Here is a 21,394-nt window from a genome sequence, read left to right on the forward strand (position 1 = left end):
TTCTAAGCCAGTGACAGCAAGCAAGGGCCTGGGCGGCCCCACCGCCCCGCAGCGAGGCTGTCGTCCTCCTCCGCGAAGCAGAGAGGGGGAAGGCGCAAAGCGCCTCAGGGAGTGACTCGACTTCAGTCGATGTACTTGAGACCGGCGGCAGCCAAGGGCTCGCGCATCTTGTACATATCCAGGCCCAGGATGCCCGAGGCCAGCTTGGCGCGCTTTTCGCCTTCAAAGCTTTCACGCTTGCGGGCCACGTCCAGCACCTGGGCAGCCTTGGCGGCAGGCACGCAGACCACGCCGTCGTCATCGGCCACGATCACGTCACCGGGAGTCACCCGCATGCCGGCGCAGACGATGGGGATGTTGACCGAGCCCAGCGTCGCCTTGATGCAGCCCTTGGAGGAAATCGCTTTGCTCCAGACCGGGAAGTCCATCTCTTGCAGCGTCTTCACATCGCGCACGCCGGCATCGATGATCAGAGCGCGAGCGCCGCGCGACTGGAAGCTGGTGGCCAGCAGGTCGCCAAAATAGCCGTCGGTGCATTCACTAGTCACGGCAGCGACCACGATGTCACCGGGCTGAATCTGCTCGGCTGCCACATGCATCATCCAGTTGTCGCCGGGTTGCAGCAGCACGGTCACTGCCGTACCCGAAACCTGCTTGCCCGCGTAGATGGGACGCATATAGGGCTTGAGCAGCCCCACGCGGCCCATGGCCTCGTGCACGGTAGCCGAGCCCAGAGCGGCCAGGCCGTCGGTGGCAGCGCGATCGGCGCGCTGGATATTGCGGTAAACGACTCCGAGTTCGTACATGGAATACCTCTTTGCTTCGCAGTGATTGAATCAAAAATAAGAGCTGCTAGCGCCTGCGTTTAATCAACTTCAATTTGATTACAAGCTAAAACCTATGTGAGGTCTGCGCTAGCCGCTCCTTTTTTCTATACGGCTGACCTTACATACCCTTGGCCTTGAGGGCCGAGTCCAGGCGCGTGAACACGCGGCGCGCATTGCCTTCGTAGACCTGCTGCTTTTCTTCGGCCGTCAGGTTCTGCGTGGCTTCGATATAGCGCTTGGTGTCGTCGTAGTAGTGGCCAGTTTGCGGATCGATACCGCGTACGGCGCCGATCATCTCGCTGGCAAACAGAATGTTCTTGGTAGGAATCACTTCCGTCAGCAGGTTGATGCCGGGCTGGTGATAGACGCAGGTGTCGAAGAAGATGTTGTTGAGTAGATGCTCTTCCAGCAGCGGCTTTTTCATCTCCTGCGCCAGACCGCGGAAACGGCCCCAGTGATAAGGCACGGCGCCGCCGCCATGGGGAATCAGGAACTTCAGCGTGGGGAAGTCCTTGAACAGATCGCTGGTCAGGCATTGCATGAAAGCCGTGGTGTCGGCGTTCAGATAGTGCGAACCGGTGGTGTGAAAGCAGCTGTTGCAGCTGGTGGAGACATGAACCATGGCGGGAATGTCGTACTCCACCATTTTTTCGTAGATGGGATACCAGCTACGGTCGGACAGCGGGGGCGAAGTCCAGTGGCCACCCGACGGGTCGGGGTTCAGGTTGATACCGACATTACCGTATTGCTCCACGCACTTGACCAGCTCAGGAATGCAAGTGGCGGGGTCCACGCCGGGTGACTGGGGCAACATGGCGGCAGGAATGAAGTGCTCGGGGAACAGCTCGCTGACGCGAAAGCACAGCTCGTTGCAGATGGCGGCCCAGGTGCTGGAGGTCTCGAAGTCACCGATGTGGTGAGCCATGAAGGAAGCACGGGGGCTAAAGATGGTCAGATCCGAGCCGCGCTCCTTCATCAGGCGCAGCTGATTGGTTTCTATGGTTTCGCGAATCTCGTCATCGCTGATCTTCAGATCGGCCGCCTTGGGGGCTTGGGATGGGTCTTTCAAGCCGGCAATCTGCAGATCGCGCCATACGCCCAGCGCAGCCGGGGCGGTGGTGTAGTGACCGTGTACGTCAATGATCATTGTTATGCGCTCCTGAATGAGAAGGAAATCAAATAGGGGGTCGTCAAATTCAGCATCAGTCTTGCGACTTGGGACTTGCCAGCTGCTTGATGACCAGGGCCGCTGTGGCAATCAAGCCGGGAATGGCAACCACGGTGAAAATCTGGCTGAAGCTCATCTGGCGCACCGTGAGTTCAGCCACCAGAAACGAACCGGCAATGCCGCCAAAGCGGCCTATGCCCAGCATCCAGGCCACGCCGGTGGCGCGACCGCTGGTGGGGTAGAAAGCCGCGGCCAAGGCAGGCATGGAAGATTGCGCCGTATTCATGATGGTGCCGGCCACAAACACCGAGACCACCAGCCAGCCCAGGCTGCCGGCTTCCTGACCAATCCACCAGATGGACAAGGCGGTCAGCGCATAGCCCACGGCAATGATGCGGTTGGCGTTGTAGCGATCCATCAGCCAGCCAAAAGCCACGGCACCCACGCCGCCCAGTGGGAACAGCGCCGCCACCAGCGTACCGGTCTTGGGGTCCAGCCCGCCTTCCTTGAACAACACCGGCATCCAGTTCATCAGCGCATAGAAGATGACCAGACCCATGAAGTAAGCCACCCACAGCATGATGGTGCCCACACGGTACTGTTTGGACAACACCACGGCCATGCCGCTCTGACCTTCGGTCACGGGCTTGTTTTCGGTCATGATGAAGCGCTGCACGCCTTGCACGGCATTGCCGGCAATCCGGGTGAGCACCTTGCGAATGCGTTCGGCCGAATGGCCCTTGGCCACCATATATCGCACCGACTCGGGCAGCAACAGCAGCAAGAGCACGGCCAGCACCAGCGGCACAATGCCGCCCAGGTGCAAGACACTACGCCAGCCGAAATGCGGAATCATCCAGGCGGCCAGAAAGCCGCCAAAAGCTGCACCCAGCGGAAAACCGCAGAACATGGCATTGGTCAGCGTGGCACGGCGAGCATCGGGGCAGTACTCGCTCATCAAGGTTACGGCATTGGGCATGGCGGCGCCCAGGCCGATGCCGGTGACAAAACGCAGCGCGGTCAAGGTGGTGATGTCATGCGAATAGCCTGAAGCCAGGCAGGCCACTCCAAACACAAACACCGAACCCACCAGCACCGCCTTGCGGCCTAGCCGGTCCGCCAGCGGGCCGGAGCACATGGCGCCTGCGGCCAGACCAAACAGGGCCGCACTGAGCACGGGCGCCAAAGCGGGCTTGCTTACGCCCCACTCCGAGATCAGCGAAGGAGCGATATAGCCGATGGCGGCAGTATCAAAGCCATCGAGCAGCACGATCAGAAAACACAGGGCGAAAATCACCCATTGAAAGCCGGAAAACGGATGCTCGTTGAGCACCGTTTGTACATTGGCCACGGACGAAGCCGCGCTGCCAGAAGAATGTTGCGAAGTCATATTGGTTCTCGGTTGCCTCTCTTTGTCGCCTCACGCTCCAATCTCGCGGCGGGCGCCAAAGCCTTCGGCGAAGACTTCTGTGCGTCTGTCACGAAGGGCTATATCTGCCCTTTGTCTTGTTCCATGGTGAAAATCAATTGCCAGGAAATGGCCTTGCCATTCCCGACAGCGGCCGCTGTGCAATCAGGCCGGCTCCATGCCCTGACGCCGCTTGGCCTCTGCGGCCTCGGCCGAAGCCATGAATGCCAGCAGACGCTGGGCAGCCTCGACCTGGTGCGAGCCCGCCACCACGGCGCCTGAAAACACGGTGTCTATGGCGCAAGCCGCAGGCAGCGGACCGACGATGGCGATGCCGGCCACGTGAATCAGCTCGCTCAGTTGCTGAAAGCCCAAGGCCACTTCCCCCGAAGCGACCAGCGAGCCCACCGGCACGCCGGGGCGCGCCTGAACAATGCGAGGCTGGATCTGCTGGGCAATACCCCAGCGTTCGAACAATTGCTGCAAAGCCACGCCGCTGGGGCCTGTGGAATAGCCGATGCTGGGCGCAGCCAGCACGGCGGCGCGCAAAGCATCTTCACTGGAAATGTCGGGTTGTGCCGCGTCTGCCGGCACGGCAACTACGGTGCTCGACAGCACCAGATCCACCTTGCTGCCGGCCACGGCGCGGCCGCTAGCGATCAGCTTGTCGATGGCTTGATTGGCAAGAAAGACCACGTCAAATGCTTCATCGCCCGCCGCTACACGCTTGGCGGCATCCACGCCGCCTACGGATTCAATCGTGACGGACTCTGCGCCGCGCGCCTGCCATGCTGCCGCCAGTTCGGCCAGCACCTGGCGTGTGGCCATGGAAGAAATACCGCGAAGAACCATGCTCATGCCTTACCCCTCAGAGCCATGGCCGCATGCAACGCAGACGCAGATCGACCTTGATCTAGATACAGGGGCTTGAATGAAGGGATAGCCCCGCAGTTCGGCATGCAGGGATGGACGTTTTGCAGCATGACAGCTTTGACTCAACAACAGATAAAGCTATTGTGTGCGTCATCACCCAGCCGGACTAGCCAGCTGCCGGGCTAGCAGCTATGCCTGCAAAGCATAGCCAAGACGCCTCATATTCCAAACAAAGATAGGCAATAAAAAAGCGCTTATCTCTTTTAAACAAAAGAGGTAAGCGCTATCAAATCAGGAATTCATTGTTTTAAATGCTGTGCGTAAGCAACAGTAAAAACAATGGTTAACCCTTGGATTTAGTCATCATGACGATCATGCCCGCGCCCATGACCGTTGCCGTGACCGCGTCCGCCCCGCCCGTCCCTGTCCCAATCTCTTTCGCGGCGTTCCTCACGTTGCCAGCGGCGCTCGTCATGGCGTTCACGCTCCCAGCCACGGCCGTGATGATGGTCATGGCGATCGCGTCGCGCTTCACGCCAATGCGGGGGTGCGTTTCGCAGAAAATACACCTGCTGACCGCAAGCGCTGTAGCGCCCGCAGTAGCGGCGCCAATTGCGTGAATGATCGGGCGGCACCCACAGATAGATCGGTTGCGCATGGGGCATCGCCCTGGCGCCGGGCATGCCCAGCATGGGCTGCGCATACATCAGCGCCGGCGGCGGCGCATTGCCAATATCCACCCGCCCGTAGACACCAGGTGCCAGCTGCCCGGATATGGCACCGCTGATATAGGCCTGGGCATGCGCCGCAGCGGCCCCCAGCAGCAATGCCAGAACAGCCAAGCCGTGCACAGAAAATCGATGAATAGACATAGGGGACTGAAGTCGTTGTGAAGTGCCGCTGCGAGCAAGGCGCGGGATGGGATGGGAGGCTGGGTAGAAGGCTGAGACTTGGAACCAAGCTCGCCTTCAACTCGTACCGTCATCTACAAGCAACGTTTCCAGCCATGATTTGGCTGACATTGCACCTCATCGGCCCGGGTACATGCTATCGAATCGTTTGTCTATCCAGTCCTTTTTTCAGGATCAAGTCCACCACCGGCTGCTCACGCTTGTTCGCCCGCATGCAATGGTCTTTCTGGAAGCAATCGGTTAATTTGATGACTGCGCGCGCCCAGGATTTGTTCTCGCGTTCACGCCAGGCATGTGACGAGACACTCTCCCATGCATAACCATTGAACAAGGTTGCGTTGACAAAGTGATCCAGGGCTCTGACGCCCGAACGGCCACGCTCCGCCTTGCCGCAAAAACCCACGATGACCAAAAGCAGGTAGCCCAAAAATGCCATGGGCACAATGGCGCACATCAGCGCAAACCCCGCTAAGCGCTCTTTCATGCCGATACACCCGTCGCGCCCTCAGCAAGCTCTAGCGGGTTGCGTTTTTTCAGTTGCACCTGCACTCCGTTTTCAGAACGGATTGTCAAGCGTCCCACAGGCTGGGGCACATGGTCGTCCACCGGCAAAAGCTCATACTCTCTCAACAAACATGCCAAGATGAGAACCGCTTCCTGCAACGCAAAAGCGGCCCCCAAGCAGACTCTAGGTCCCATGCTGAACGGCATATATGCGTGCTTGATGGCCTCCTTGCTCTCCTGTCTGTCAAAGCGGTCTGGATCGAAAGCATCGGGCTCCTTCCACCATTTGCGGTGGCGCTGCAGCAGCCAGGGAGCCACCACCACCGTGCTGTGCGGCTTGAGCTGCTTCCCGCGCATAGGGCAGGCACTGGTATTTTCCCGGGCAAAAAAACCCACCGGAGGGAACAGGCGCAAAGTCTCCCTGAAAATATTCCACAGCAAAGGCAGGCTTTTCATATCTGCCTGCGTAGGCTCGCGCCCGGCAAACACCTCATCGATTTGCAAGCGCGCTCTCGCCTGAATATCGGGCGAATTGGCCAAAAGATGACAAGCCCAGGTCAGAGCACTGGCAGAGGTTTCATGGCCGGCCAAAAACAGCATGGCCACCTGATTCACCAATTCGGATTCAGTAAATGCTTTGCCGGTTTCAGGATCCTTGGCGGTCATGAAGGCCGCCAAAATATCCTCGTGCTCGCCAGATTCGCCACGCATATGCGCCTCATAGCGCGGCTTGATCATGGAATGCAGCAGATTGCGGATTTTCTTCGCGGATTTTTTGCTTTGCCAATTGAGCCAGGGTAGTTTGAGCCAGCGAATGCCAAATAGCGCCGGGAGCATCAATTTGGGTGCCAGTGCCTGGTAGTGCGCAAATGAATGAAACACCTGGTGCGCATCAGCGCCCTGCATGGGCATGGAGAAAATCGTGCGAAAAATAATATCGGCAGTGACATGCGTCATTTCGACTTCTATGTCATACGGCACTTGTGTTTGCTGCTCGGCCAGCCGCTCTAGCATGGCGTTGGCTGCACCCAGCATGCGCGGGAATGCGACATTCAGCCGTGCCTGCTCAAAAGCGGGATTCATCATGGAACGCTGACTCTGCCAAAGCGCCCCATTGGTCGTAAAAATACTGTCCCCGAGCAAGGGCTTCAAGGACTCATGCAGCAGATGACTTTTAGGAAAATCCTGCGCCTGCGTTTGCATCACACGCTTGATTTCCTTGGTGTCATTGACCATGTACAGATCCACGCCAGGCAGATGAACCTCACCCATTTGCATGGAGTAGCTGCGTTCAAACAAGGCATCCATCCAGGAACGCCGGGCATGCAAAAACATCTTGAGCTTGGAGGCTTTCTCAGGATGGGGCTTGGGATATACGGGGCAAAAACGACTCATCGAACCAGAAACTTTTCTACGTATTGGCGCACAGAGGTGGGCGCAGTGAGCATGGCAAAAAAATTGTAGGCTCCGGCTTTTTCGGAGGCCATCAGATACTGAAAATGCATGCGCATCTTATTGCGCCGAATGAAGCGATAACGGCGAGGCTCAAACAGCTTGTGAAAGCGCGGAGTGCACATATGACGAGGATTGACGCAAGACTCATTCGCAGGAGACGCGTCGGGTAACGCCAACCGCAATAAATCGCACATGCCAAAGCTTACGCTGTCACCCGGGGAGGAGATATCCACCCAGTAAATTTCGGGGTCAGCGGCGACCTTGCTCACACTTGAACGAAAACTACCAGCCGTCGGGAAGAACGAGAACAAGGGAATGCAATTGCCCAGGGTCAGCAATGTCACCCGGTCTTTCACTGGCGCCACATCTGAGCTGCGCAATGCATCAGACAGTGCATCCAGCAGTTGGATGGACTGAGCACTTCCCACGCTGAAGCCCAACACAACCAACTCCAAATCGGGTTGTTGCCGAACTCGTTGCGCAAGCCATTGGGCCATATCGTGAATGCGCTCTTGTTCTGTCGTACCGGGCGCTGAAGTTCTGGCACTTGAACGTGCAAAGTTAAAAATCCTGAGCAGCCAGCTGATGTGCAACAAGCCATCCAGCTTTTTCCCACCCCACCCGATCACAGCAACTACACCCAGGCAAGCCAGGGCACGGCTCCACCATGGCCAGTCTGTATTCGCATGCCAGACACCGTAAAGACATGCTATTCCGAGCAAGCCGAGCAGCAGCATGAAGATCAGCGGATAGACAAAGGCAAGCAAGGTATAGGGAAGGGCCGCGCCCAACGAACGAAGACTGCGCCAGCTGATCAGCGCTTCTCCATAAGTTCGAAGACCTGCCTTGCACACGGCATAAAGCGACTTGGGCCAATGCGTGCGTATATGGTCGGTCCAGTCAAAAAACACATACTCGCAAGCGCTTGGAGAAGACCCTCCCAAACTCCACACCGAATGCGCCTTGCCTTCTTCACTCACCTGAAGCGCTTTAAGTTCACCCACTGAATAAACGGCCTGGTCCACCTGCGCCTGCAGCTTGGCTTGCTGGGCGCACAAGCGGTGGTAGTAGCGCCCTCCCCTTGGATCAAATCCTCCAACGAACACCACCAAGCGTAAAGGCCCTGTATTACTTTTCTCGATCATTGACCTGTATTTACCTCTTGCGCCAACGGCTCAGGCAGATGTTTCCGGATGATTTGTTGCGACAGCACATTGTGTTCAGGCCACAGACGCTGGGCCATCTGCCCTTGCAGCATCACGCCGCAGCGCCACTGGCATATAGACAGCTTTTTATAGAAATTGCCATTGAGCTGCGTTCTCTCAAGCAATGCTTTTTTGAAACGCCTCAACACATCCTTGTCAGGCTTGGCAGATGGTGCAGCAAACCAGAAATCTCTCAGACTTCCTTGATAGGTCAGCCCAGGCATGTCATACAAGGCACTCCCACAGACTTTCACGGGCGCATCATGCCCCAACGCCGACAGCCCCGTGGTACTGTTGACCAAAACAACACCCTTGGCCGCCTTCAGCAGGCTGGGCAAATGCTGGTCGTGTATGTAGAGCACACGCTCTTCAAGTCCATAACGTTTTGTCAACAAACGTATGACCTTGGAATAGTCTCTGTGTCCTCTGTCCATGGGATGGTGCTTGAACACCAACAGATCATCTGCCAACGAAGCAAGGACGTTAAAGGCACTGTCTGTTCCCGCCGTGGATCTACGCAGCGCAGCGGCAAAAGAGCTCATGACATGGTCGATAAAACTGCAAACCGACTCATAGTCTGAATGCACGGTGATTTGTGCATCGTTATGCACTTGCAGCGGCACCAGAAAAAATTGATCGTGCTTTTCATCTGTCAGCCGCTGCTCAACACCACGCTCGGCAATGCAATACCAAGCCTTGCGTCCATAAGACAGCCACCACCAAGGAGCGTCAACAATCGACATCTTGCGGTGGTGTAAGCTATTGTTCCAAAACCACTGAGCAAGCCATGCGGCAAAAAAATAAAGCATGCCCCACATCGCCCCATGCCAATAGGAGCGACCTACCGGCTGGTGGCCAGATACGGTCTTGATGCAATCACCATGGTCCTCGTTGCCCGACGAGCTGACACTTGCAGCCACCACGGAGCTGAGCCAGGACTCCAAAGTTGTATGAAACTGCGAATGACCGTTGACTCCAATCGGCTCAAATGTCACATGGTCAGGCCGCAAATAGCCTTCTTCGAACACCCCTACGGCAAAGCCCATTTGCTGACCGAGTTTTCTGACTCCTGCGTGCACAGGCCTGCAGTCTCCGAACAGCAACACTGCATCAATGGCTTGCGCAAGAACAAACCTCTTGAGCTCAGGCAACCAGTCTTCGATTGCTCCCTTGAAGCTCTGGGCCCCAGTGGGATAGAACAACCAGTCTCCTGCATTGAAGTTGTATTTGAGAACTTCTGCTCCTGCATTTCGCAAATCTCTAGCCAGATTTGAGAAAAATGGACCTACAGGTCCTTGGAGCAGTAATACTCTTTTATTTTTAAAGCCGGAATTGCTTACTTTCTCCAAAACAGCCCCTCAAAAACTGTAAAAAAATAATGCATCGCATGTGCGATGCAGAAAATCTAGCAACTAAAACCCGTAATCACGACCAGAATGATAAAGGTCACATATCGCTTCAATTGTGGTTAAAAAAACAAGATTGAAACAAAATGACTATTTTTCTTAATTTGCGTCGGATCGCCCCATACCTGAGTTTCTGAAGAGAGCCGTCTGCAGCGCGGTCATCGCGCTCCTCCCGTAGCCTGAGTAAAACTGCCTCACAAGTCGTGTAGCCTTTGAGCAACGGATCCCAGTACAAGGGATAGTGCAGCAAAGCTCCGGCAACCAATTCATCCATCGAAAGTTGTCTTTTCCGCCTTGGGACCGGGAGCACATCCTCTGTCAATCCCCAGCCTGCATAAAAAGGCCGGCCATGCACCAACACATGTTTGCCACGGAGTAAGGCATCAAAGCCCGTCAAAGACGTCATCGTCACCACTGCATCACAAGCCTCGATACAACTGACAACCGAAGCATCAAGCTCTATGTAATCGGCATGCTTCAACACTTGAACTTTGTCGACATGCCCATTGCGATTGCCGCTGCTTACATCGGGGTGTGGTTTGAAGACAATGAATGCAGCAGGGAACGCTGCACGTGCAGCTTGGATTAGCCCCAGATTAGTATGTACGCCTTTGGAGTCACATCCAAAGCGAATGGAAGCATCATCCTCCACCTGACCCGGCACCAAAACCACTTGCCTGCCATCTATCGGCCAATCCACGGAAAGATTGGGTTCCAGGTTGTACTTGGTGATGCCGTACTTGACGATGAAGGCGCGCACATTCCTGGCACGCTCAAGATCCTGAACGGTGAAAGCCCGCGTATTGAGCAGCCCCTCCAGTTCAGAAGGCTGACTTGGGTCGAAATAAATGCCTTGGGCATCAAGTACAAAGGACTGGGGTGGAATCAAGTCCGAACCCAGCCCCACGGAACGCACAAAGCCATCTTCCATCCTCAGCAGGCGTGCTCCAGAGGCTTCAGACAATTCCTGAACCCCTTCAGGAGGGACCCTGCCCCAGCAAACCAGACAATCGCCTTCTTTCGGCTGCATTGCTGCTGCTGCACTAGCACTGCGCGCATGCATCACGCTCCCCGGCTGCAAAGACAACATTTCGCGAAAGTTCCAGGCCCGCCAGCGAGGAAAACCCACGCAGATCATTCGGCCTGAAAAGCGCCGCGCCATCCTCCGCTGACACTCCAACCACTCTATCACCTCCACAATTGAACCTAGTTGCTGCGTCTCAGGATTAAGGTAGCGCGTGTAGCGCATATAAGCTGCGGCAAACAGCTCATCAACCGTACGCGCGCGCCCTGCGCGACGCACCAGGGCGGGATGCGTGAGCTGTCGATCATCTGTCACACCCCAACCTGCATACCAAGGCACACCAAAGCAAGTCACCGGCTTGCCTGCCAGCAAGGCTTCAAAACCCATGGTAGAACTAATAACATAAACCTTGTCCATCCTGGCGATCAAGCTCATTGGACTCACTGCATTGCGCAACAATACGGTTCTCTCATCAGGCTGCACATCTGCCAGATAACCTCTCTTGCGACCGGAAGACACTTCCGGATGAGTCTTGACATATACAGTAGCTTTGGGGTTCTCAGCCAGCGCAGCCGCCAGCATGGCCTTAAAGGTTGTAGTATCCGCACCACCCAGCGTCACGCTCATATCGCCCGCCGTCTGATCCACCACTAACACTCTCTGCGTATCACTGGTGCGCAATAAGCCTTCAGGCAAATCCGGAGCATGGTTGTACTTGCTCAGACCTGCAGTCAGCAACTGCTCACGGGCTTGACACGCCAAGGATGCGTCTGGCGAAAGCACATCCGTATCACTGCACAGCAAACGCTCCAACGCGCTAGGTCGTGTGCAGTCGTAGTAAATACCTTGGTCATCAACTATTAGCGATAACGGCGGGTAATGTTCACCCGTACCGAAAGAGCGTAGAAATCCGTCCTCCAGCGCTACATACTGCAGACCATGCTTACCGGTATGAGCTAATGCCTTGCGCGTACTAGGTCTTAAACCCCAGCCGGCTACCGCGTCAACCACGACCACACGCCAATCAAGCAACCGCACAGGTGTGGCCTCTAGCAATACCTCAAGCTTAGGAATCTTTAGTATTCCCCTCGAAAAAATACCAATTCTTCTTGTCACAGATTTCTCAAATGCAATAGGCCTTGGGCTAGCGAGCTTCACTCGCCGATGAAAAGACTCGTGCACAGCCTTCATCCACCTCGAGTTCATGCAAATCTCCCAAGAATCAAGAACAACATGTTTTTCAGACAACCCTGCCAAATTCTGCGGCAACTCACCTTGAAGATAGGCATCTGCTGCCAACCTCGACAGCCCTTCTCAATAGGCCAGTCTCTGGGAAAGAACTGCTTTATCCAAACAGCTAGTGTCCTTCGCTACCTTCCACCATATCGCGCAGATCACTCAAGACGCAAATAGATCGCGGTGCTCATAACTCGAACATCGGCCGCAACTGCACGTGAAATTTGCTGTACATGCCCGCTCAAATGCAATTAAACACTCCCTAAGCGTTTAAGCGAAAAACTTAGCGCCTTCGTAAATTTCTGCGCTAGGCTCACGCCCCCCCCAGCACAACATTCAGCACCTCGCGAGCATTCTCTAGCGCTCCCGCGCACAACGCCTTTCAACTGCACATTCACGCTCCAAGGCCCAGATTGCCAGATACAGATGCCCTCACTCTGAGGTGGTCCTGCCATACTCCACGCTCGCTAGACATGCAGTCACATCCGAAGCACTTAGAGCAACTCCAGCAGGGGCAAAGAAAAGCCGATCCGTCGCCAAGCGAGCCATATCCAGTGGCAATCGAGGAAGGTCTTTGTCGCGCAAAGCGTCGATATGCCAACGCGACCATGCCTCCCAATATGCCAACCGCTGAGGCGAAATGCCCGTATCCGAATAGCCGGTGCTAGATGCAGTCATCAATGAGTCTGCTCTGTGCGACCCCAAGGCCAGCGGCTGCGTAATCCTCTTGATGGAATGCCTGCCAAAAACCAGGCGTAGCCGTGCCAAAAACTCGCTATCGGCACCTGTGCGCACGCAATCCCAAGCGCCAGCCTGCGCCAGCACTTGCTTACGCCTGAACAACGGCGACGATGGGTTCAAGCGCATCAAAGAATGCACCGGCCGCGCATAGAACACCCCATCATCCTGCATACGTACCCAATGCGAGGTTGTGGCTACCAATTTCTTGTTGTCCAGCAAAGGCTGCACTTGCCGTTCAATCTTCAACGGATGCGACCAGTCATCCGAATCGTGGCAAGTGACAAACTCCCCTCGCGCCATTTGCAGACCCACGCTCTTAGCCAGATAAGTGCCGCCGTTGCTCAGCAAGCGAATCAACTTGACGCGCTTGTCCCTCTCAGCCCAAGCCTGCACGATATCGGGCGTGTCATCGCCGCTGGCATCGTCCACCACGATCAGTTCAATATTTCGATAACTCTGCTGCAACACAGATTCAATGGCAACCCCGGCTCGTGCACCTGTGCGAAATGTTGTCATCAACACGCTGACCAGTGGCCCATACACGCCCACTGCTGCCTCTGCCATCTGCACATTGCAAGGCCCGGGCGGCAAGGATTGATCACGTAAGACTAGCGGTGGCACCTGTTTTGCTTGCAAAAATGCATTAAGCCGCGCCAACTGAGGTTGCGGCTCTTCACTCAAGGCATTCGATTGGTACAAATGCAGCTCCGGCCACTTGTCCGCCTGCCCAGCTCCAATAGCTTTACACAGCACCGCGGCAGCCTCGTCCGCTCGCCCTACACGCAGCAGCAAGGCAGAAAGCAGCGCTGGCGGGGCATTGGTGTCTTGCAATATGTCGAGAGCCTGCTCCGGCATGAAAGGCGCCAGTGCATCCGCCAACGGCACGAGAAAAGGGCGGCAATCCAACCGCCCGCGCGCTGCAAAAACCAATGTCTTCGCCTCCTCTCTATGCCCACATGCAGCTAAAGACACAGCCCGTGCCATAGCAGTACGCCAATCGCAATGTAGACTCTGAAAATCTGCAACAGTTGCATACATTCCCAAACGGTAATATACCCAAGGCGCCCAGCTGTAATTGGTGGCTGCATGATGCGGCATTACTGCCATAGAATGAGAAAACCGACCTTGAACAGCATGCAAAAGACTAGATAAGTAACTAAACATCAAGAAATACCAATCAATTCGAACTAAATATTCAACACTAAAATTTCGCAATTAATATATACCAATTCATTCGTTTTATTTCAGGATTGACAATAATCAAATAATGTCGATCGTTAATTCAACGGGAATAAATCATTTATGTTTATATATTAAAATATATATCCAAATTTTAACAAAAATGCGCTCGAGAAATTATTCATCAAAATTCCATATCACTGCCAGCTGATACTTAGCATCGCAAGAATAAAAAAACACCAATCTATGCAGAAATCTCTTGAAATTTTCAATCAAAATTCGGGCTCAAAATAGGCCCAGTGAGGCTTATATAACAGAGACTGCTGCGCACCACCATCAGCAAGCCTTATATTGCACAAATGATGATGCCGAACACTATTGTTAGGCATTTTCTCCAGAAGAAATTTTTTTCCGGCGGGAACTATAGCCCTCTTCCCCAATATATCTTTTCTTACCGTTTTAACAATGGCTTTACCAAGCAACAACGGCGATTTTCTAAAATGAGAATCTACAAAATCTCGAAGCGTTAATTCGGAGTCACCCCAAATTTCATCGTGACGCCATTCGCCTCCAGTGAAGTTAAGATGCAAAGCACTCGCAACATTCGGTAATATTGGAGTCATCACCCCAGGCTGCAACTCAGCAGATATATGGAAAAAACTCTTATCCAAAGTCAATCCAGCTGCGGAGGCAATATTGCCTATTACATATTTATAAAGTTCCGTACATGGGTGATCTGGCGTTTGAAAAAGTCGCTTTTCTTTATATCTACCATATACCCAATCCACTATGCTAATATCGACCGAGCCGCGCTTTTCCGCATCACGAAGAAACTGAGTCGTTTTGTCCAGCCAGCCAGAAGCTGCTTGAGAAATTACCCCTTCATTGAATATCGAGCAGTAATTTTCCGAAATACTCTCATATTTTTCAGATTCTTTACGTATCAATGGGATAGACCATTCCTTGACATCTCCCCATCGCCTTTGAGCAGCATGAGGCCAATACCCCCCCCATTGCAACCACGGGTATTTTATTAATCTCACCCCATTAACAAAACAATACTCCTCAAGGTGAAGCGTATTCCATTCACCCTTGTTATGTATTGGATTAAAAACAACAAGATCAATATTTTTTAAAATATCATATGGGAAACTAACTCTAGAAGCAATAAGACTAAAATTGACTATCTTTTGAAATTTATGCTCGCCAAGCGCATATTTCTCAAGTGAGCGCCTAATAACCTCTGCATGGCATCCGCCATATATTAATACATTCATTTATGCAGCAAAATAATTCACACAAACAAATTTCAAAAATACATTCCCCATATCGATCTATAAAAATAAAACAATAGACCTTCTAGGTAGCGTTATTTATTGAAAATAAACAGAACAACTCTCAAAAAAATTCTTTATATATAAACCTCTCACAAAATAACTTCGTCGACACCAGTAATTACCATCGAATAGATTTTATGTGTGGATTCTATGAAAAATAGCTAATCTTATCCTCCACATGACTGACTACAGTCACATCACCAGTAGCTGGGAAACGTACAAATCATGCATCAAATGTGAGAAAAATCAGCTTATCCTCCGATAGAGGCATAATGCCACTTCAATGCATTGACCTTCAACCGCGCTATAAATCCTGAGACTGACGATTTCCGGGAATTATTCATTCATCTATCATCAACGCACGAAAAATCCCGATCACCCAAGGGTTGCGGAGTAAGATTTCATCCACTTCAAATTCTTTGCATATGCGATAAAATTTCACAACAGCATTGCGTAAATTTTCAGCACATCACCATTATTAATCAGGAACGGCTTTGCATCTTTGGCTGGGCATTAGTCAAAAAATCAGGAGCGACCATACCTGTCTTCAAACCGAACGATATCGTCCTCACCTAGATAAGAGCCCGATTGCACCTCTATCAACTCCAGTGGAATTTTTCCAGGATTCTCCAGAGCATGTACCTGGCCCACCGGGATGTAAGTGGACTGGTTCTCCGTCAGCAGATATGTCTTGTCACCATTAGTAATTTGTGCCGTGCCACTGACCACGATCCAGTGCTCCGCACGATGGTGATGCTTCTGCACAGAGAGCTTTGCACCTGGCTTAACCGTGATGCGTTTGACCTGATAACGCGTCCCGTTGTCGATGCTGTCGTATACGCCCCAGGGTCGATACACCTCACGGTGATTGTGGTGCTCATCTCGCCCCGAAACCTTGAGCCGATCCACTATCTTTTTAACCTCTTGCGCCTGACTCCTGTGGGCCACCATTACCGCATCTTTGGTTTCCACCACCACCAAATCTTGCACCCCTACCGTCGCCACCAATCGGCTGCCGGCATGCACATAGGTCCCAGTGCTGTCATGCATAAGCACATCGCCACGCAGCACATTGCCTGCGGCATCCTTCGGGCTCACATCCCAAAGTGCCGACCATGAACCCACGTCACTCCAGCCCGCATCCAACGGAACCACCACGGCATCAGCCGTCTTTTCCATCACCGCGTAGTCCACCGAGTCCGACGGACATGCTTCAAACTCAGCCTTGCCCACACGCACAAAGGTTAAGTCTTCCTGAGCGCCGTCCATAGCAGCCTGGCAGGCACGCAGTATCTCAGGAGCGAAACGTCCCAACTCCTGCAGATAGCGGCTAGCCTTAAACACGAACATCCCGCTATTCCATAGAAAGTGCCCGCTTGACAAGTACATCTGTGCGGTAGTTACATCGGGTTTTTCAACAAAACGGTTGACTGCAAAGCCGCCGCTATCACCGATCGGTGCGCCTTTCTCGATGTAGCCATAACCTGTTTCCGCATGAGTTGGTACCACGCCACAGGTAACCAACTTGCCCGCTTGTGCAATTGGCAGCGCGAGTTTGATGCAACGCTGGAACTCCGTCGCATTCGGAATCACATGGTCTGCAGCCAAGACCAGCAACACCGCATCAGAACCGCCGCGGGTAGCCTGTAGGGCAGCGAGGGCAATCGCCGGCGCCGTATTACGACCTGCTGGCTCCAACAAAATTCGAGCCCCTTCGTGGCCGATAGCACGCAACTGCTCAGCGGCCAAAAAGCGGTGGGCTTCGTTACAAATTAGCAGCGGCTCAGCCAAGCCAAGCCCATTCAGTCGCTGCATCGTGGCTTGCAGCATGGTGCCTTGCCCATCTGGTGCCAGCGCCAGAAACTGTTTAGGCCTTTGCTCGCGCGACTGCGGCCACAGACGGGTGCCTGTACCGCCTGCCATAATGACGGGAATAGTTAGAGTCATATTAAAACCTATTTAAGATTTCAACCCTTCAACAGTTCAGATCGAACAGTATAGGGCAGGTATATTGAGTTTTATGATATTTTTCGAAATGAAACTTATAAGCCAGAAAAATAGGCGGTATGCTTTTCCGTTTCAAATAGCCGAAATCAGAAAATCTTATGATTTACTTGAACACACATTACTGTTTCAACGCTAATCCCACCTTACCTTTTTTTCGTTATTTTTTGGCCAATGAAATAATCAATCGACCAATACCAGAGAACGAAGCACATTAGCAATTCTGATTATTATTTTATCTGACGTTATTGCAAATGATCTAATCAAAATGGCCCTTAAATAAAACCAGTAGGCCCTGCATGACTCATTCTTCAGGAATCCATACCGTTGCGGTTTAATAAGCGAGGCACTTTTTCGGCAGAAAATGTGATTCAAGCAAAAAATATACAGCGAATTTTCAAAAACATTAGATTTATTACTTAAACATAGATATATACGCTAAGGAGGCTTCTACCAATAAAAATCTTACGTGATTTAAAATAGAGCACACCTCAGGCTAAAGCTATTATTTTTGGAAAAAATTCAGTGAATAACACCATCAAAAAAGCTGCCATTGCATACCCTTTCCTGTTGCCAAGGCATTGCTTCGCAAGCAGGCCCGTCGCTCAGGAGGCATAGCAAGGCACTGATGAACTAAATTAGACAAAGATTCATAGGAGCCATAAAGGAAACCATTCCAACCATCCAGCACATAGCCTGGAATAGTGCCCTTCTGGGGGGCAATGACTGGGATTCCTCGGGAAAGCCAGTGAATGAGCGAACCTGAAGTGAGCACATCTCGGTATGAAAGAAGACCAAAATCGGTTGCATCTATACACAAATGTAGCTCTTCTGGCGACAAAACTCGATCAATCACGATCACCTGATCGCGCTTCTTTTTACTCAGAAGCCGTCGCAAGGCTGGAGACTGAATCTGACCCGCGACCAAAAAGCGCGCATCAGGTCGTTTATTGAGCACATCCAACACCATAGGAAGACATTTATCCAACTCTTTGTAATCTCGCATATGGCCAATGGCAGACAGCAGCGGTCCGTCAAAATTCAGGCCAAGCTTGATCCGGGCAGTGAGCCGATCCGTTGAATCAGAACTGCCATAAGACCCATGCTCTATCAAGTGAATCTTATTGGTATCTGGCAGCCAGGTTATTGCTCGCACCGCCATCGGATGATGAACAAAAACCCAGTCGCACAGCGAGTACAGATTGCGGTTGAAAGACTCCTCGTTTGTCGAATCTACCGATTCGTGACTAATCGTGTTATGAATGGTCCAAGCCAGTGAAAAGCCTTCAGCTTTAAGCCGGCTCAGTAAATCTAAGACATAAGAAGCGCGACGAGAAAAATCAACTGCATCAACATCTTTAAAGAAGGCAGATGTCCAGTGCAAATGTAAGAGCTGAGTCTTTCCTGGCTCCCTCTTGAGCATTTCTAGTTCAGTAAGCTTACTGCAATAGCGAACCGATTTTCCTGACGCCTCAAGCTTTTGGTACAGCAATTTTTGATAGGAATTGATCTTGTTGAACGATGGGTAGCAATACACCTTTAATGATTCATGCTCGTCCACAAATTGCTGAGGTTTAGAGCGGACACAACCAACGATATGATTCAGGCTGGGCAGGTCAACAGTAAAACGATACACCTGCTGCACATTAGTCCAAAAATTCAATGGTTCAGAGACACTTGCCGCTTTAAGAAGATCAGCCTCTTCATCCAATTTGCCCAGCTTACGCATAACCAGCGCTTGCAGCAAATGCCAAAAAGTTCCACTGGATGTGGATGCAACCTTTTCTCTGATGACCGCCATTAGCTTAGGGGCAACCTCCTCCATCGGACTCTGATGGATGGCATCAACAATCACTGTATGCAGACTTGTGATGCTGTCGACGTCAGAACCAATACCGCCTGCAATCGCACCAAGATCACGACAACCTAAATACAGGAATGCTGCCTTTTCTACGGTGGACTGAAGCGAAACATCATGGCTCACCATTGCGCCATCCCAAGCAAGCAAAAGCGCGGAAACACCAGCTTCGTACTGTCGGCTTCGAAAGGCTGTGATCGCCTCGGTCAGGTTGAGAGAGGGCGGACGCTGAACGACCACGCGATTAGTCAAACTAGTGAATGCTTTTGAAGCCAGCAAAGCAACGGGTGCAGGACTGTCGGCAGCTGCCGGCAGCTGGATCCAATTGGCTCTCACGGTATCCGGAGGCGTCTTGCAAAGTCCCCGAATAGCCTCATGAGGAAATGTTCGTAAGTAATCCTCAAACCGAAAACGAGGCAAATCCATTGGTTCAGCACGTAATGCGGACTCAACGGTAGTGAAGCGTTTAACGTTATAACGCCCGGTACCATAATAGTAGTCGTAGTATTTGAGCTCGTCTTCTCCATTAATTGGAGCAAGCCATAAGGCATGAATCCCTAATGCTTCTGCAAAAATAATCCCATGCAGAGAACTGGATATAACCAGTTCGGCGCCCAGCATGCCTTTGATAAAATCCAGAGGCATCGCGTCCACCGAAAGGAATGCGCCAGAAAGGTCAGGATGCTGCTGACGCAAAATAAGGTCATCTTTGTAATGAGGAATGATGCAAATTTTTCGCTTGCGCGGAACGGTATTACCTAGTTCCTTAGCATACAGATAGGGAATCAGGCAACCCGGGTCAAATAGCTCATTGAGGTGGGTCAGCGAGATGCCTTGGCGCCTCAGAAAATCGACCGTCAGCGGCCCCCGCACTGCGTGAACCGATAGCTCATGCACCGGGTACTTAAAGCCATCAGCACTACCTTTGATACCCGAGCCCCAGACCACGTCACCATCAGCAGCGTTTTGTAAAATAGAGCCAATAGACAACAGTTTGCGTTCGTTCTTTCGAGGCGGACGAGTTTCAACATTCGACAACATTTCCACGAACAGCCTGGAAGCTATATCACCTACATTTCCGGTGGCGAAGAAACGACCTCCTGCATCTGGGTCATAGCGCTTGCCTTGGGCATTCCACCAAAACAAGGGAACCCGCTGATCATCCTTCGTCATGACTAGTGCAGCAGTCTTGCCTGCCGGAACAGCAGATTTTTTGAATGCGGCCGGCTCGTCAACAGACTCCATCGAGTTCATGATATCAGTCATATTGAAAAAACCAACTGCACAGGACTCATCGTTGATTCCAAATGAGATAACAGCTCTTTCATTCTCCACGACCAGTCCACATGGATAAACAACCGACGAAGTTTGTTTGTTCAATGGGGGCAACCGAGGTTTCTCATATCCGTGTATCGGAATCGTGAATGGCCCTTTAGGGCGATGAGTCACACGAAAAGGGAAGCTTGATTCAAAACGGTAAAAACAGGGGTGATAAACCAGTTTACCGTGACTGTTCTTGTGACTGGAATGCGCCAGAGTCAAGAAGCTGTTATCGTGCAGCACCGGCTGGGCTCCGCCACGAATATGGCCAAACTTCTCTTCGTACCCCGTCATCCAATCGGTCTTTACCGCTTCACGACAAGGAATTACTCCGTTACCTGACATATCTACCGATAGCAGATGCAGTGGACGATTTTCATACACCGCATAGACGCTTTTCTCTGCCTCAATGAACTGCCAATTTTTTTCAATACGCAACTCGTGCGGCTCCTTACGCACAAGCCTAGCTTTACCGGCCGGTTTCAGACCATCCTGGCCAATCTGAAGTAAGAATTGATGATTCGCAGGTTTGAGCGAACCGTCATTCCAGAAAAGGTAAAGATCCTTGCCCAATCGAAAATAACGCGGATCTGCATGCCAAGTCAAAGTTCTCTCAGAGAAACCAGCCGCATCAGAAAACTCGATCAGATCAGACAACGGCGTGACTGAATCAGGCACAATCAACAAATCAAGCGTGAGCTTGCAGGATGCAATCCTTCGGGTTTTGAGCACCTCATCGACTACCCGATACGTCATCACATAGACGTCTCCCACACGCGCCAACGTTGGGTTGAACACATACCAGTCCGTTCCAATACCTGCGGACGCCTGTTCACGGGCGCGTTTCCACTCTTCGGGGACCAAGTCCAGATTCTTATAGATTTTCAAATTCATAGTCTTCATGGTATTACGCTGCATGCAAAAAATATAAAAAATTA

Annotated in this window: 14 protein-coding genes; all 14 read right to left on the reverse strand. The window is 52.3% G+C overall.

Annotated elements, in window-relative coordinates; all coding sequences use genetic code 11:
• Window positions 1-122: 122 nt before the first annotated feature.
• A complete protein-coding gene (gene ligK / locus ACNAZA_RS13740) occupies window positions 123-806 on the reverse strand; it encodes a 4-carboxy-4-hydroxy-2-oxoadipate aldolase/oxaloacetate decarboxylase (RefSeq protein WP_415797119.1) in 684 nt (227 codons plus the stop codon).
• 139 nt (window positions 807-945) lie between these two features.
• The gene (locus ACNAZA_RS13745; protein ID WP_415797120.1) at window positions 946-1,974 is read right to left on the reverse strand and encodes an amidohydrolase family protein; all 1,029 of its coding nucleotides are present in this window, start codon (window positions 1,972-1,974) and stop codon (window positions 946-948) included.
• A 55-nt stretch (window positions 1,975-2,029) separates the two neighbouring features.
• Window positions 2,030-3,385 carry an MFS transporter gene (locus ACNAZA_RS13750; RefSeq protein ID WP_415797121.1) on the reverse strand — a complete coding sequence of 452 codons (1,356 nt, stop codon included), beginning with the start codon at window positions 3,383-3,385 and terminating at the stop codon, window positions 2,030-2,032.
• A gap of 183 nt (window positions 3,386-3,568) precedes the next feature.
• Window positions 3,569-4,261 (reverse strand): substrate-binding domain-containing protein, encoded by a 693-nt coding sequence (locus ACNAZA_RS13755; protein ID WP_415797122.1) that lies wholly within the window; start codon window positions 4,259-4,261, stop codon window positions 3,569-3,571.
• Between the two features lie 371 nt (window positions 4,262-4,632).
• Entirely contained in the window at window positions 4,633-5,148 is a 516-nt protein-coding gene (locus ACNAZA_RS13760; RefSeq protein ID WP_415797123.1) for a hypothetical protein, read from the reverse strand.
• A 175-nt stretch (window positions 5,149-5,323) separates the two neighbouring features.
• Window positions 5,324-5,623, reverse strand: coding sequence for a hypothetical protein (locus ACNAZA_RS13765; RefSeq protein ID WP_240466976.1), 300 nt, complete (start codon window positions 5,621-5,623; stop codon window positions 5,324-5,326).
• 44 nt (window positions 5,624-5,667) lie between these two features.
• A complete protein-coding gene (locus ACNAZA_RS13770) occupies window positions 5,668-6,999 on the reverse strand; it encodes a cytochrome P450 (protein ID WP_415797124.1) in 1,332 nt (443 codons plus the stop codon).
• 83 nt (window positions 7,000-7,082) lie between these two features.
• Window positions 7,083-8,291 carry a hypothetical protein gene (locus ACNAZA_RS13775; RefSeq protein WP_415797125.1) on the reverse strand — a complete coding sequence of 403 codons (1,209 nt, stop codon included), beginning with the start codon at window positions 8,289-8,291 and terminating at the stop codon, window positions 7,083-7,085.
• Window positions 8,288-9,700: a capsule biosynthesis protein gene (locus ACNAZA_RS13780; protein WP_415797126.1), complete on the reverse strand. Its 1,413-nt coding sequence runs from the start codon at window positions 9,698-9,700 to the stop codon at window positions 8,288-8,290. Before ACNAZA_RS13780 ends, ACNAZA_RS13775 begins: the two co-directional genes overlap by 4 nt.
• A gap of 109 nt (window positions 9,701-9,809) precedes the next feature.
• Entirely contained in the window at window positions 9,810-12,080 is a 2,271-nt protein-coding gene (locus tag ACNAZA_RS13785) for a capsular polysaccharide biosynthesis protein (protein ID WP_415797127.1), read from the reverse strand.
• Window positions 12,081-12,449: 369 nt separating this feature from the next.
• A complete protein-coding gene (locus ACNAZA_RS13790) occupies window positions 12,450-13,973 on the reverse strand; it encodes a glycosyltransferase family 2 protein (protein WP_415797128.1) in 1,524 nt (507 codons plus the stop codon).
• A gap of 236 nt (window positions 13,974-14,209) precedes the next feature.
• Window positions 14,210-15,214: a WcbI family polysaccharide biosynthesis putative acetyltransferase gene (locus ACNAZA_RS13795; RefSeq protein ID WP_415797129.1), complete on the reverse strand. Its 1,005-nt coding sequence runs from the start codon at window positions 15,212-15,214 to the stop codon at window positions 14,210-14,212.
• A 585-nt stretch (window positions 15,215-15,799) separates the two neighbouring features.
• Window positions 15,800-17,221, reverse strand: coding sequence for a mannose-1-phosphate guanylyltransferase/mannose-6-phosphate isomerase (locus ACNAZA_RS13800; protein ID WP_415797130.1), 1,422 nt, complete (start codon window positions 17,219-17,221; stop codon window positions 15,800-15,802).
• Window positions 17,222-17,816: 595 nt separating this feature from the next.
• Complete coding sequence (locus tag ACNAZA_RS13805; protein ID WP_415797131.1) at window positions 17,817-21,359, reverse strand: polysaccharide pyruvyl transferase family protein; 3,543 nt, start codon at window positions 21,357-21,359, stop codon at window positions 17,817-17,819.
• Window positions 21,360-21,394 lie beyond the last annotated feature (35 nt).

This window comes from Comamonas aquatilis, from assembly GCF_965139575.1.
Classification (GTDB): domain Bacteria; phylum Pseudomonadota; class Gammaproteobacteria; order Burkholderiales; family Burkholderiaceae_C; genus Comamonas; species Comamonas aquatilis.